The sequence below is a fragment of the Streptomyces sp. CA-249302 genome, assembly GCF_050936785.1.
In the GTDB taxonomy this organism is placed as follows: domain Bacteria; phylum Actinomycetota; class Actinomycetes; order Streptomycetales; family Streptomycetaceae; genus Streptomyces.
Genome location: NZ_JBNJMG010000001.1, coordinates 3,266,128 through 3,280,226, shown reverse-complemented (window position 1 = coordinate 3,280,226; position 14,099 = coordinate 3,266,128). Strand labels below are relative to the sequence as shown.

Annotated in this window: 8 protein-coding genes; 5 read left to right on the top strand and 3 right to left on the bottom strand. The window is 66.5% G+C overall.

The window, feature by feature from the left end:
• Window positions 1-27 precede the first annotated feature (27 nt).
• Window positions 28-483: a hypothetical protein gene (locus ACQEWB_RS14715; protein ID WP_432830923.1), complete on the bottom strand. Its 456-nt coding sequence runs from the start codon at window positions 481-483 to the stop codon at window positions 28-30.
• Between the two features lie 442 nt (window positions 484-925).
• On the opposite strand from ACQEWB_RS14715, the gene ACQEWB_RS14710 reads away from it, so the two are divergent.
• A complete protein-coding gene (locus ACQEWB_RS14710) occupies window positions 926-2,143 on the top strand; it encodes a tyrosine-type recombinase/integrase (RefSeq protein ID WP_432830921.1) in 1,218 nt (405 codons plus the stop codon).
• A 99-nt stretch (window positions 2,144-2,242) separates the two neighbouring features.
• Here ACQEWB_RS14710 and ACQEWB_RS14705 read toward each other — a convergent pair whose 3' ends face one another.
• Both ACQEWB_RS14705 and ACQEWB_RS14700 read right to left on the bottom strand, forming a co-directional pair.
• Entirely contained in the window at window positions 2,243-2,581 is a 339-nt protein-coding gene (locus tag ACQEWB_RS14705; protein ID WP_432830919.1) for a hypothetical protein, read from the bottom strand.
• Window positions 2,571-9,695 (bottom strand): RHS repeat-associated core domain-containing protein, encoded by a 7,125-nt coding sequence (locus ACQEWB_RS14700; protein WP_432830917.1) that lies wholly within the window; start codon window positions 9,693-9,695, stop codon window positions 2,571-2,573. The genes ACQEWB_RS14705 and ACQEWB_RS14700 overlap by 11 nt, the downstream gene beginning before the upstream one ends.
• A gap of 386 nt (window positions 9,696-10,081) precedes the next feature.
• Between ACQEWB_RS14700 and ACQEWB_RS14695 the strand changes: the two genes are divergently transcribed.
• From ACQEWB_RS14695 to ACQEWB_RS14680, 4 genes are read left to right on the top strand one after another with little or no spacing between them, the layout of a single operon-like run.
• Complete coding sequence (locus ACQEWB_RS14695) at window positions 10,082-11,095, top strand: D-isomer specific 2-hydroxyacid dehydrogenase family protein (protein ID WP_432830913.1); 1,014 nt, start codon at window positions 10,082-10,084, stop codon at window positions 11,093-11,095.
• Window positions 11,088-12,137 carry a D-alanine--(R)-lactate ligase gene (gene vanA / locus ACQEWB_RS14690; protein WP_432830911.1) on the top strand — a complete coding sequence of 350 codons (1,050 nt, stop codon included), beginning with the start codon at window positions 11,088-11,090 and terminating at the stop codon, window positions 12,135-12,137. The genes ACQEWB_RS14695 and vanA overlap by 8 nt, the downstream gene beginning before the upstream one ends.
• A complete protein-coding gene (gene vanX, locus ACQEWB_RS14685; protein WP_432830909.1) occupies window positions 12,130-12,756 on the top strand; it encodes a D-Ala-D-Ala dipeptidase VanX in 627 nt (208 codons plus the stop codon). The genes vanA and vanX overlap by 8 nt, the downstream gene beginning before the upstream one ends.
• Entirely contained in the window at window positions 12,753-14,096 is a 1,344-nt protein-coding gene (locus ACQEWB_RS14680) for a UDP-N-acetylmuramoyl-tripeptide--D-alanyl-D-alanine ligase (protein WP_432830907.1), read from the top strand. Before vanX ends, ACQEWB_RS14680 begins: the two co-directional genes overlap by 4 nt.
• Window positions 14,097-14,099 lie beyond the last annotated feature (3 nt).

Sequence of the window (14,099 nt, the reverse complement as noted above, 5' to 3'; positions counted from 1 at the left end):
AAGGTTACCGGCTGCTGAGGCGCATGATTACCCCCATGCCGCCACTAGGTCCGCAGCCACGATGGTGATCGAACCACATGTGAAGGCTATTTCATGGCTAAAACCGGAGGGGTGTGGAAGCGCCTCATCCAGTTGCAGGCTACCCAAGCGCGGCAGGGTGCCATCGGTTTCTTTGGTGGACACATCGAGGGCTTGGACATCGGAATACTGAATGCGCAGGCCGCTTTCATGTTTCCACTCATTGGGTGCGAGAATTACTTCAAGAGAGATCAAATCCCCGTCATCGGAAAGGGTAATCTTGTTCAATGTCAGATCCTTGATGCAGTGAGAGTTGTGAAAATCGTAGTGCCCAGGATCTGACACGAATTGCGCCACGCCGACAGGGAGACTCTTCGATACTTCAGGAAGTACCTCCAAATAGCCCTGCGGATCGAGGTAGTACCCGTACCGATCCTGAAGCGGTTCTACTCGTACGTACTTCATCAGCAACCACCTGTGATACGCGGACGCTTCCAGTTGTCGCCCTTGATGTTTTCGGTACCCTTGGATCCAATTCGACCCGCCGCCCGCATTTCACCCACAGCCAGTCCCTTTAGAATGTTGTAGACGTCCGGCGGGACGGTGACATCGGCGCTCTTTCCGTACTTCGGGAACCATCCGTTACTTCCAAAGATCCCGACTTCTGTTCCCCACTGGTAGATATGAACCTCAAAGTCCGCTGTGCCGCCGATGTTGATCCGGTCGAGGCACCCCGTATATCCGCTACCAAAGCTCAGAGGATCCTTCGATCCGCCGGCATTGTGTACCAGTACCGATGTCTGCCCCCGCCCGCGCATAGTACGTGCGGAGGATATGCTCTTCCGGGCCGGGTTTTCGCAGGTCGGCCGCGAGTTGTCAGTCTGTCGCCGTCTGCTGGTGTGCGCTGATGTCCGCCCCGGTTGCCGTCAGCGGCTCGGGCTCCATCTACCAGCGCAAGTACGGCCGCTGGGAAGCCGCCGGACACGTCCTCGCCCCCGGCACCACCCGCAAAGAAGCCCTGGCCAAGCTCACGGAGAAGATCGCCGCCAGAAACCGCGGCCTCCCCATCCCCTCCGCGCAGGGCAGTCTGGCCGCGTACCTGACGTACTGGCTGGAGAACGTCGCCATGCATCAGCTCCGCGAGAACTCCCACACGCGATACGCCGCCTGCGTCGACCGGTACCTGATCCCCGGCCTGGGCAAGAAGAAGCTCACCAAGCTCACCGCCAAGGATGTCCGCACCTGGCTCAATCAGCTCGGCGCCACCTGCCAGTGCTGCTCGCGTGGGATCGCTGCCCTGCGTGATGAGCCCCGCTGCTGTGCCGCTGGCCGGTGCTGCCGCAAGCTGCTCTCCCCGCTGACGCTCACCCATATCCACTCAGTGCTCAAGTCCGCCCTGGAGCATGCCGTGCGCGAGGAAGAGATCCCGCGCAACGTCGCCCGCAACGTCCGCACCGGCACCCCACGGCCCCGGCGCTTCGAACCCCTCACCGCCGACGAAGCCCGACGGCTCCTCACCGCCGCGCAAGGTCTCCGGTTGCACGCGCTGTTCGAACTCGCTCTTCACACCGGGCTCCGCAAGGGCGAACTCCTCGGCCTGCGTTGGGGGGATCTCGACCTCAGCGCGGGCACCGCCGCCATCCGCCGAACCTTGCAGCGCACCACCGTAGGCGGGCTCACCACACTGCCCACCAAGACACGGGCCCTCCGAACGTCGCATCGCCCTCCCCACCCGCTGAAGCACCACCACGAGCAGCAGCAGCGCGAACGGGAAGCCGCAGGCACCATGTGGCAGGACAGCGGGCACGTGTTCGCCACCGCGCAGGGCAGAGCGATCGACCCGACCAACCTCACCCGCGCCTTCACCATGCTTCTGCGCAAGGCCGGCTTCCGCCGCATCCGCTTCCACGACCTCAGATACTCCACGGCCACCCTGCTCCTGGAACAGGGCGTCGAGCTCGTCGTCATCAAGGAACTCCTCGGCCACGCCCACATCGGCGTCACCGCCGGCGTCTACGCCCACGTCCGACTCCGCCTCCAACGCCAGGCCATCGACACCCTCGGCAGCCTCCTCGGCACGACCGACGACCCGGATGACCCGCCCACCGCAGCCGTCGTCCGCTGACGTTGCCGTCACCGTTGCCGTCAAAACCCAGGATGCCCCTTTCTCCGTCACCCGGGAAAGGGGCATCCTGTTTCGCTCCGCAGGAGCATCTACGGCGATTCAGTCGTCACTCAGAAGTTGCAAAACTCCTTCAGGCCCACCTGAATCGATAATTCCCTTGAAGGAATCTAGCATCGTCGCCAGACCACCCTCCGGAATGATCACGAGGTCGGAACACTGGAAGTACGCACCGCTGGCGCATTCCCCAGTCTCCTGCCATCGATTCATCACCTGTTCGATCGCCCGTAGCGTCATGAACGTGGCGCTCCATCGTGTCCCATCCGGGAGGATTAGTTCAGCGTCAACGTTCTCAACGGTTCCCTTGTCGTCCTCCGCACCCAACATGAAGAGGGCACTGAACTGCTGGTTCTCTACGCGGTAGAGAGAGTCACTGACCATAGAGCTGGTTCAGCCTCGCAATCACCTTGGACTCGTTTGCCTTATCGGATTTCCCAACGATCTGAATCCCTCCGTCAACGTTCCGGAAGAATAGGCGACCGCCGTTTCGTCCTCGCGCGTAGGTAACATCCGTTCCAGACAATGCCTTACTTCCGAGCCCTGGATTCATATTTCCGCGCGACAGCTGCTGGAACAGGCTATCCAGGTCGGCCTGAACCTTCTGGTTCTTCCCTGCCTGCTGTGCAGCCTTCACCAGAGACGAGTCCCCACCAATCGCGGAAGACATCGTAAGGCAGCCACCGGAATTATGAACCAGGACCGGCGTGGCCCCCGCCAGCACATAGTAGGTGTGGAGGCCGTCGATGGTGAGGTTGCGGGTTTCGTGGTTTTCGTGGAAGTGGCGTGTGGCGGTTACTTCGACGGTGGCGCCGGTGTCGGTACGGAGAGATGTGCCCGGGGCGAGGTCTGCGGCATCCTTCCAGGTGCGGGTGGTAGCCGACCAGAAGGGGTGGTGGTCGGTTGCTGTGATCTTTGCGGTGCCGTGGGCGGTCTTCACCGTGAGTTCGGTGAAGGCCTTGTCCTCCTTGGTGATGATGGTGGCGAGGACGGTGCGGGCTTCGGTCTTGCCCGTGTCGGGGTCGGTGGCGAGGACCTTGTCGCCGGTCTTGATGTCCTTGATGTCCTTCACGGTGCCGTCGGCCATGCGGACGCCTGCGTCGGGCAGGAAGCTGTTGCAGCCTCGCGCGGACAAGGCGCGACTGAGTTCGTTGCCTTCGCCCAGCTTCAGCCGGATTCCGCCGAAGAGTTCCTCGTACGCGCCAATGGACGAGTTGCGCGTGTACTCGACGTCCTCGAAGTAGTTCTGCAACTGCTTGGAACAGCCGAGATCCGCGTGGACCCAGCAGACGTTGACGGCGGTGCCGATGGCGTTGTTGGCGTCCATCGTTTCGCCGCGTTCGTACTTCTTGCCCATGTCGGCGCGGTAGGCGGCGAGCCAGGCGTCGTAGAAGCTCTGGGAGGAGAATGAGGCGACGGCCGCGTAGATCTCGATCTCGGCGGCGCGGGCGGCATCGCGGGTCTCGCCGATGATGCCGCCGTCCGAGTCGGCCCCGGCGCCGCAGGTGTAGTAGCAGCCGCCGGCGCCTGTGCCGCCCGTCGGGACCCCGACGTTCTTCTTCTTGCCGGTCGATTTGGGGTGCGGTTCGCTGTGGCCGGTTCCGTCGTCGAGGTACAGGCCGGTCGGGTCGGAGTAGTTGACGGGGTCGTTGTCGCTGTAGCTGTAGGCGGAGAGGTTCTGCGGGTCGTACGGGGCGCTGAGGGGGTCGGTGCTCAGGAAGCGGCCCAGGTGTGGGTCGTAGGCACGCACGCCGAGGAGGGACAGGCCCGTGCTCGTGTCCTCGGTCTGGCCGAGGAAGCCCCGCGTGGTGCCGGTGGGGAGGCTTCCGCTGCGCTCGTCGCCGAACGGGGTGTAGCGGCGGCGGGCTGAAGCGCCGGTCGTGGCGTCCACGGAGAGTTGGGTGGAGGCCTGGGTGTCGGCCATCAGGTACGTGACCTTGCCCTTGGCCTCCGAAGTGCCCTGCGTGGTGCGCATCGCCACCGTCGCGCTGCCGCTGCTGTAGTAGCGGGTGGCGGTGGCCGTCTTGCCGTCGGTGGTGCGCAGTTCCGTGCCGCCGATGTTGGCCACGGTTTCCTGGGGGCTCGTGCGGACCAGGAGGTTGCCGTCGGCGTCGTAGGTGTAGCGGGTCAGCTGGCTGCCGCTGGAGGTCGTGATCTTGGCGGTGGCGAGCTGGGCGAGCTTGGTCCAGGTGTAGTCGGTGGTCTTGCCGGTCTCGACGCGCTGGGTCATCTGCCCGGCGTCGTCGTAGTAGAGCTTCTCCGTTCCGGTCGTGGTGCCGGAGGCGATCGTGTTGATTTTGCTGACGCCGTGCGGCCAGTCGGCGTTGGCGGTGGTCCAGGTGCCCGCGTCGTTGTAGCCGGGGTAGAGGTAGTCGCGCGTGGTCGACGTCCCGGTGCTGTCCTTGTCGGTGACGGACTGAAGGTTGCCGAGGCGGTCGTAGGTGTACTGGGTCTGGTACGGCGATTCGCCGGTGAAGTCGGAATCGGTGGTGAGTGAGCAGGCGCTCAGTTCCGCGCGGGTGTAGGCGTTGGTGAGGCGGGCCTGATCGTCGTACCGGAAGCACTGCGACTGTGCGGTCTGGCCGCTTGCCTGCTCCCGCAGTTGCGTGAGCTTGCCGTCGTCGTCGTAGTCGTAGAGGTCCTGCTGTTTCTCGCTGGTGTACACGCCGACGGTGGTGGTCGTGGAGATGCCCCGCAGCCAGCGGGTTCCGTTGGCGTAGTAGTAGCTGTAACTGCGCTGAGCGCTCACGCCCGTTGTGCCGGACGAGGCGGCGCCGTAGTAGCGGTCGGTCAGCAGGCCGTAGGCGTCGTAGACCGTGGTCCTGACGTAGGTCTGCCAGTCGGAAGCCAGGCCGCGGGGGCGGCCGTAGGCGTCGTAGGTGGCGGTGACCGTCTCCGCGTCGAGGCCGCCTGCCTTGGGGTAGGTGACCGAGGTGATGTGGTCGGCCGCGTCATAGCCGTATGTCGTCGTGTAGTTGCCGGCCAGCGCGGTGACGTTGGCGGGGATGCTGACCGTGCTGCTCAGGGGGCGGCCGCGACTGTCGAACCCGTCGGTCTTGACGGTGTAGACGTTGCCGTCGGCGTCGCGGTTGGTGGATGCCGTGACCTGGCCCTTGCCGCCCGCGATGCCGAGTCCGTCCCAGGACCAGGTGGCGAGTTCGCTGGTGTCGCTGCTGACGGAGACCTTGCGGCCCAGGGTGTCGTAGCCGTACGTCAGGACCGTCTTGGCGACGCCGGTGGTCGCGTTGATGTTGCTGCTGGCCTTGCTGATCCGGCCGTTGTCGTCGTACTCCGTCGTGGAGATGCCCGCGTCCGGGTCGTCCGTCCGGGTCCGCTGGCCGGCCCAGTCGTAGGTGTACTTGGTCGTGTTGCCACGAGGGTCGGTGATCTGCTGAAGCGAACCGGTCGGCGTGTACAAGTACTGCGTCGCGAAGGTCGAAGTGCCGTTGTGCTCCACGACCTTCGACGTCTGCCCGTAGACGTCGGTGTACGTGTCGGTGGGGGCGGAGGCAGCCGGAGTGACGGTGCTGTAGTCGCCGTAGTACGCCGTGGCCACCCGACCGGCGGTCATGCCTTGGGTCTTGGTGCCGTCACCGACGAGGATCTGGGACAGGGTTGTGCGTCCCGCCCAGTCCAGGGTCAGAGCGGTGTAGGACGGCAGGTCCTCGACCTTGGGGCTGACCGGGTCGGCGGAGCCAGCGGTGCCCTGGTTGCGGAAGACGGCCGACGAGCCGGTGGCGTTGCCGGCCGTGTCGTACCGGACGACCGCGACCTGCCGGTTGGGGACTTCCTCTCCCGTGGAGGGGTCGGTGCCGTCCGGGATGGACGTCTGTGTCTCCCGGGTGCGGCCCAGGCCGTCGGTGTAGGCGTACGACGACAGGTAGGTGCTGCCGGACTGAAGGGTGTGGGTGGCTACGCGGGGGAAGCCGCTGACCGAGTCCGGAACTCCGCCGTTGGTCGCGGTGGGAATGCTGTAGCTGAACTTGAGCGACGGCGAACTGCCGGTCTCCGTCGGCTTCCACACCTCGATGGGTCGGCCGGTCGCGTCCAAGGTGACCTTGGTGATGTTCCCGTTGGCGTCCTTGCTCTGATAAGGCGCGCCCCACAAGCGGGACATCCACACCGTCGTCGAGAGCGGGCCGCGCAGGGAGGCGGTGCCGTCCGGGTCGGGGGTGGTGGTCGTGACGCCGTCGGTCGGCCAGTTGGTTTCCGGGCTGTAGGTCGTGGTGGTGCGGTTCGCGTTGGCGTCCTCGCTCCAACGCAGGCGGCCCGCGCCGTCGTAGCCGGCCTTGGTCTTCTGGTAGTGGCTCGCCGTGGTGTAGGTGCGGGTCTCGGTGGCGTTGGCGTCGACCGGCTTGTTGGTGTCCACACTGGCGGCGCCGTCGTAGAGGACCGCGGTGTAGCCGTCCTGGTTCGCCGAGGCTCGGCTGGCGCAGCCGACCGAGTAGTGGCGGGTCTCGTCGACGACGATCATCCATCGCTGGATGTCGCTGCCGTCGAACAGGTCGGTGTTGTAGGCGCGGCCGTACGTGGTGCAGCGGTTGTCCGAGACGTCCTTCTCGCCCTGGTCGTCGACGCGCAGCGGCAGGCCGTACGTGGCCGAGGTGGCCGTGGTGTCGTCGTATTCGTTCTGGACGACATGCGTGCGCCAGCCGGTGGAGATCTTGGTGTCGGTGGTGGTCTCGTCCTCGCGGACGAAGCGGGCGTCGGGCAGGCCGGCGTACTGGGCCGTGTCGTACGTCCAGTAGTGGTGGAAGACCCGCTCCTGCGAGTTGCCGGCGTCGTCCCGCTGGGAGGTCTCGATCGTGCGGCCCTGGAGCCAGTCCGAGTCGGTGTAGGACGTGCCCTCGCCGTCGGTCACCGACACGGACCGGGTGGCGGTGGAGTCGGTCTTGGACGTGCGGTCGCCGTCCAGGCCGCGGTAGAGCCAGTAGAAGGTGGAGTGCTTGACCGTGCCCGTGCCGGAGGTGACCTCCACGCGCTGGTAGCCGCGCCAGTCCGACCAGGTCTCGTCGTCGTCCTTGGTGAGCGGATCATTGGTGAAGCGCCAGCCGGCGCCGCCCTGGTAGTCGTAGGAGGTGGTCATCTCCGGGGCGCCGTCCTGGTTGCTGGTCACCGTCGGATCGACGGTGACCTTGGTGACCAGGAACTTCTTGAACCAGCCGGACTTCGCCTCGGTCTCGCCCTCGGGCGTCCACTTCTGCCAGAAGCAGTCCTGGGCGTTCGACGACTGCGTGGGCAGGCTGTCGGCGCTGCACGCGTTGGGCGAACCGTACGTGACGCTGGTGGTGGCGCCCAGGTCGTCGTGGATGGTGTTGACGCGGCGGAAGTTGAGTTCGGTGGAGCCGACCTTGTTGTCCAGGTCGACGCCGTTGAAGTTGATGACGGGCAGGACGAGGTCCGTGCCCGACCCGTAGCTCTTGCGCTGGACGTAGTCCAGCCACAGCGTCTTGCCGATCGAACCGTCCGGGTTGGGCAGCCCGTGCTTCGTCTGGAACTGCTGCACCGGGTCCCAGCCGTCCGCGCCGGTGTTCAGCACGTACGTCTTGATGTCCCACAGCATGTCCTTGCTGAAGAACGTCGGGTAGTACGTCTTACCGGCGCAGTAGTAGTCGCTCGAACTGCCGTCGCACATCAGGTCCACCGGCACGTCCGGGTAGGACGAGGGGCTGGAGGAGATCGACGGGCAGGCGTCGGGCTCGCTGCGGAGCGGATCCGCGTCCGCCATGCGCTCAACGCACCGGCCGACGTGGGTGAGTTCCACCTTGCCGGTCGGCTTGGAGCCCGTGATCTGGGTCGGCCAGCCGTACTCGATCTTCGTCAGGTAGCCGCCGGCGGTGTAGGAGCGGGCCTTGTCAGTATTGGCGACCGAGCGGTAGTAGTTGCTCTCCTTGTCGTAGAAGTAGGCCGACTCCACCTCCTTTGCGTCCACCGTGCGGTCGAGGTTCCAGCGCCAGGCCTGTGTGCAGGGCTCCGGGAACTGGGCGTGGCACGGCTCGCCGGTGTCGTTGCCGACCACGGGGATGGTGAAGACCGAGGCGGTGGCCGTGCCGGTGCGCTCCGCGCGGCCCCAGCCGAAGTAGTAACGGGTGCCGTCCTGCGTGGAGATGACCCAGTACTCGTCATCGGCGCCATGTCCGCCGCTCAGGTGCTGCACCCGCCAGCCCGGGTCGTCCTGAAGGTGGTACGAGCCGGTGCCGTAGTCGTCCTGGACGAGTGTGGAGGCCACGCCGTTGAGGCTGATGACGTAGACAGCCCCGTCCGGCTCCTTGGCGGTGTTGGGAGAGTCCCAGCACATGTCACCGATCGTCGCCAACCCGTCCTCGGAACAGTTGCGGTAGCGGCGCTCGATGTAGTCGACGTTCAGGTCCCAGCCCATGCCGACCCAGGACGCCTGGTTGTTGGTCGACGAGGTACGGCCGTCCACCGACTGCGAGTTGTACGACAGCGCGAGCGACGGTGCCGTGCCCATGGCGGGTGTGGGCAGAGCGACGGGCAGGCTGTAGGTGAAGGCGCCGGAGCCGGTCGCCACGTCCCAGGAACCTGTGGGAGACAGGGTGGAGGCGCGGTAGTCGCCGTTGTCCGAGGACGAGCCCGTCGTCAGCGTGTACACGGAGCCGCTGGTGTCGGCCAGTTGGGTGGACAGGCCGTCGCTGTCAGGCTCGGCCGTCACCGTCGCGGTCAGGGTGCCCTTGGCGGTGTCGTTGTCGACGGGCACGTACTCGCGGCCCGTGCAGTCTTCGGCTTCCGGTGTCTCCAGAGCACAGGCGGGCAGCTTCACCAGCCGCAACCTGGAGGCGAAGTCGCCGCCGTAGGCGTACTTGAAGCCCGAGTAGTCGATGTCGACCTGGACCTGGCCGGGCTCGGTCACACCGTCAGTACGGGTGACCTGCAACCCCAGTCCCACGCCGCCCGCCGGCGCCACGTCTCCGCGATCCAGCAGCTGGACCGCGACCTGCTCCGGGGATACGGGGTCGGGGGTCGGTTCTGCCGAAGCCGAAGCCGAAGCCGAAGCCGAAGCCGAAGCCGAAGCCGAAGCCGAAGCCGAAGCCGATGGTGAAGGCTCCGCCGAGGTGCTCTCGCTGGGTTCCGGGGCGGCGGAGAGGCTCGCATCCGCGGTGGCTGAGGTGGTTGCCTCCGTGCTGTCCGAGACGGTTGGGGTCGGTGTGGGTGTGTCCTCGTCGGCGAGCCGTTCCCGGGACAACTGCGGGGCAGCGCTTGCTTCGTCAGGCAAGGGCGCGACCTCGACCACGTCGCCGACCTCGGTGGTGTCGCCGCTCGCCGATGCGGATGCCGACGGCTGGGGTATCACCGTGCCCGGATCCCCAGGTGCCGCCTCCGACAGGTCCACCGTCGCCTCAGCCGCATCCGGCCACGTCGGTTCCGGCAGCGGCTTGCCCACCTCCTCCGCCTGCTGGGCGGGAACCGTGCCCGCCGACTGCGACGGCACGAGCGGCGTCGTGTCGCCGTCGGCGGCGGTTGCCTGCTGCGGTGCCACCACTGAGACGGTCGACAACAGACCCGCCAACACCGCCCCCGCCAGAGCAACGGAAAGCGAACGCGCACGCCGAGCAGCCACTCGAACTCCCACCCCACGCGGTCCTCGCGCCGATCGCGCGCGAACCGCAGTCCAATACCCGAACAGTCACAGACCGAGGCGAACCGGCCGCGCTCCCCAGCGCAGCTGAGTCGGTTCACCGACAAGTCGATCAGTGAACCGTGAGAGTAATTGGCGTGAGCACACCATGAACAGATCCCGCGACAGGTGGTTCCCTTGTGTCTGCGTGATCTTGATCACGACCATGTCTACTGGTAGGTAGCATGTTGTCGGCATATCGAAAACCCCATACGCGCCTGCAACACAACTCCGCCTTGACTACCGGCATGACCAACAGCGAACCCGTACGAACGGCGAATCGCCGTACCCGATCGCTGGAATCCGGAATAACCGTCTACGGTTGCGAGCGGGACGAGGCCGTTCTGTTTCGGGAGTTGGCGCCTCGGTTCGGTGTCGTGCCGACCGTCGTCGAAGCCGCGGTATCCGAGAACAACGCCGGACTCGCGGTCGGGAACCGGTGTGTCAGTGTCGGTCACAAGACCCGGATCACGAATGCCACTCTCCTCGCGCTGAGCCGCGCCGGCGTGGCCTACATCTCCACGCGGAGCATCGGATACAACCACGTCGACGTGGAGTACGCGGCCGGCCTCGGCATTTCCGTCGAGAACGTCTTCTACTCGCCCGACAGCGTCGCCGACTACACGTTGATGATGATGCTGATGGCGGTGCGGCACGCGAAGTCCACTGTCCGGCGCGCGGATCTCCATGACTACCGGTTGAACGACGTGCGCGGGAGAGAGCTGCGTGACCTGACCGTTGGGGTCGTCGGAACGGGGCGTATCGGAACGGCGGTCATGGACAGGCTGCGGGGTTTCGGCTGTCGAGTGCTGGCCAACAGTAAGCGGCCGAGTACCGCAGCCGAGTACGTCCCGCTCGATGAACTCCTGCGGCTGAGCGACATCGTGACGCTGCATACGCCGCTCAACCGTGAGACACGCCATCTCCTCGATCGTCGGCGCATCGGACGGATGAGACAGGGCGCATTCGTCATCAACACCGGGCGCGGTTCGCTCATCGACACCGAGGCTCTTGTGGTGGCGCTGGAGAAGGGCAGGTTGGGCGGTGCGGCCCTGGACGTCCTGGAGGAGGAAGAGGGGATTTTCTACGCCGACCGCAGAAACACGCCCATCGACAGTGAACATCTGCCGCGGCTCCAGGAAATGCCGAACGTTTTCATCAGCCCGCACACCGCCTACTACACCGACCGCGCCCTGAGCGACACCGTGGAGAACTCCATCATCAACTGCCTGAAATTCGAGAGCGGGGAACAGCATGGCTAGGCTGAAGGTCGGAATCATATTCGGGGGTCGTTCCGAAGAGCACCCCATCTCCGTGAAGTCCGCGAAAGAGGTGGCCGAGAACCTCGACCTCGAGAAATACGAACCGTTCTACGTCGGGATCACGAAGAGCGGTGCCTGGAAGCTCTGCGAGCGTCCGGGAGCGAGCTGGGAGGACGGCGAGTGTCGTCCGGCCGTGCTCTCGCCCGACAGCGGCGCACATGGGCTGCTCGTCCTGGAGGACGGGCGATACGACACCGTCAGCCTGGACGTCGTACTGCCCGTCCTGCACGGCAGGTTCGGTGAGGACGGCGCGATACAGGGGCTGCTGGAACTCGCGGCCATTCCCTACGCCGGCTGCGGAATCCAGAGCTCTGCCCTCTGCCTGGACAAATCCCTTGCGTACACCGTCGTGCGCAGCGCGGGAATCGCCACGCCGGACTTCTGGCCCGTCATGGAGGACGAGAAGATCGATGCCGACTCCTTCACCTATCCCGTCTTCGTGAAACCGGCCAGTTCGGGATCCTCCTTCGGCGTCAGCAAGGTGTCGAGCGAGGAGGAACTGCCGAGTGCGGTGGAAACCGCGCGGCGGTACGACTCGAAGGTGCTGATCGAAGAGGCCGTCGTCGGCAGCGAGGTCGGCTGCGCCGTCCTCGGGAACGGCTCGGATCTGATCGTGGGCGAGGTGGACCGGATCGCTCTGTCCCACGGCTTCTTCAAGATCCATCAGGAGGACGACCCCGAAAGCGGCTCCGAGAACTCGACGCCCGTCGTTCCCGCCGACATCTCGGCGAGTTCGCGCGAACTCGTCCGGGAAACGGCGAAGTCCGTTTACCGCGCCCTGGGCTGCAAGGGGCTGGCGCGCGTGGACATGTTCCTCAAGGCGGATGGAGAGGTCGTCCTCAACGAGGTGAACACGCTGCCCGGCCTGACCTCGTACAGCCGTTATCCGCGGATGATGGAGGCCGCCGGGCTGCCGTTCGCCGAAGTGATCGACCGGATGGTGGCGTTGGCGTTGGCATTGACGGGGAAAGCCGATGAATGACGATTTCGTCTTTCTGGACGAGTTCATACCCGGCGTGCGCTGGGACGCCAAGTACGCCACCTGGGACAACTTCACCGGCAAACCGGTGGACGGCTACCTGGTGAACCGGATCGTCGGCACCAAGGCCTTGTGCGCGGCCCTGAAGAAGGCGCGTGAAGAGGCCGCGTCCCTCGGCTTCGGTCTGCTCCTGTGGGACGGATACCGTCCGCAGAGTGCCGTCGACTGCTTTCTGCGCTGGTCGCGACAGCCGGAGGACGGCAGGACCAAGCGGCGGCACTATCCGAACATCGACCGGGCCGAGATGTTCGAGGGTGGGTATGTGGCCGACAGGTCGGGCCACAGCCGGGGCAGCACGGTCGACCTGACGCTGTATCACCTGACCACCGGTGAACTCGCTCTCATGGGCGGTGACCATGACCTGATGGATCCCGTCTCGCATCATGGGGCAGAAGGAATAGCGCAGGTCGAAGCCAGAAACCGCGGGCGGCTCCGTTCGGTCATGGAGGCCTCCGGATTCCGCCCGTACGAGAACGAGTGGTGGCACTACACACTCGACGACGAGCCCTATCCGGACACCTATTTCGACTTTCCCATCACGCAGGTGGGCAGGCCCCGATGATTCCGCTCGGGCTCGTCGAGATCGCCGCGATCGTCGGTGGCACGGTCGCGGGCGACGGCTCCGTGACGGTGACCGCGCCGGCCGTACTCGACGGCCGGCGGGCCGAGCCGGGCGGGCTCTTCGTGGCCTTCGCCGGCGAGCACGTCGACGGCCACGAGTACGCCGGCCAGGCCGGCCGGGCCGGCGCGGTGGCCGTGCTCGGCTCGAAGCCGACTCCGCTGCCCACCGTCGTGGTCGAGGACCCCCGGACCGCGCTCCAGACGCTCGCCGCCCACGCCGTGGCCCGACTGCGCGCCGGGCTGACCGTCGCCGGGCTGACCGGCTCCCAGGGCAAGACCGGCACCAAGGACCTGCTGGCGGCCGTACTGTCGAGCGCCGCGCCGACGACTGCCACCATCGGCTCGCTCAACAACGAGCTCGGCGTGCCGCTCACGATGCTGCGCGCCGACGCGGCCACCCGGTTCCTCGTCCTGGAGATGGGCGCCCGCCACGTCGGCGACATCGCGGCGCTCACCGGGCTGGCGGCGCCCGACATCGCCGTAGTCCTGAACGTCGGACAGGCGCACCTCGGGGAGTTCGGGTCGCGCGCGGCCATCGCCAGGACCAAGGGCGAGCTGGTACGGGGGCTGGCGCCCGGCGGCACCGCCGTCATCAGCGCCGACGATCCCCGGGTGGCCGCGATGCGCGCGCTCACCGACGGCCCGGTGCTGACCTTCGGCCGGGCCGAGCACGCCGACGTTCGGGTGCTCGACCTGGCGCTGGACCGGCTCGGCCGCCCGTCCTTCACGCTCCGCACCGCCCACGCCTCGGTCCCGGTCACGCTGCCGCTCGTGGGTGCCCACCAGGCGCTCAACGCCTCGGCGGCCGCAGCGGCGGGACTGGCGGCCGGCGTCCCCCTCGACGTGGCCGCGGCCGCGCTGGCCACCGCCTCGCTGTCGAAGTGGCGCATGGAGCCGCGCGCCCTCGCCTGCGGCGCGACGCTGCTCAACGACTCCTACAACGCCAACCCCGACTCGACCCGCGCCGCCCTGGACGCGCTCGCGGCGGTCGAGGGCGGACGCCGTATCGCAGTCCTCGGCGAGATGCTCGAACTCGGCGCCGACAGCGAGGCCGAGCACCGTGCCATCGGGCGGTACGCCGCCCGCCGGGCCGACGTCGTGCTCGCGGTCGGCGAGGCCGCCCGGCCGATCGCCGACGGCGCGGGAGAGCAGGCGGTGACACCGGCCGACAGGGACGCGGCGGTGGACTGGCTGCGCGGGCAACTCGCCGCCGGTGACGTGGTGTTGGTCAAGGCCTCCCGCGGCGCCCACCTCGACGAAGTCGCCGCCGCGCTCGCGTAGGCC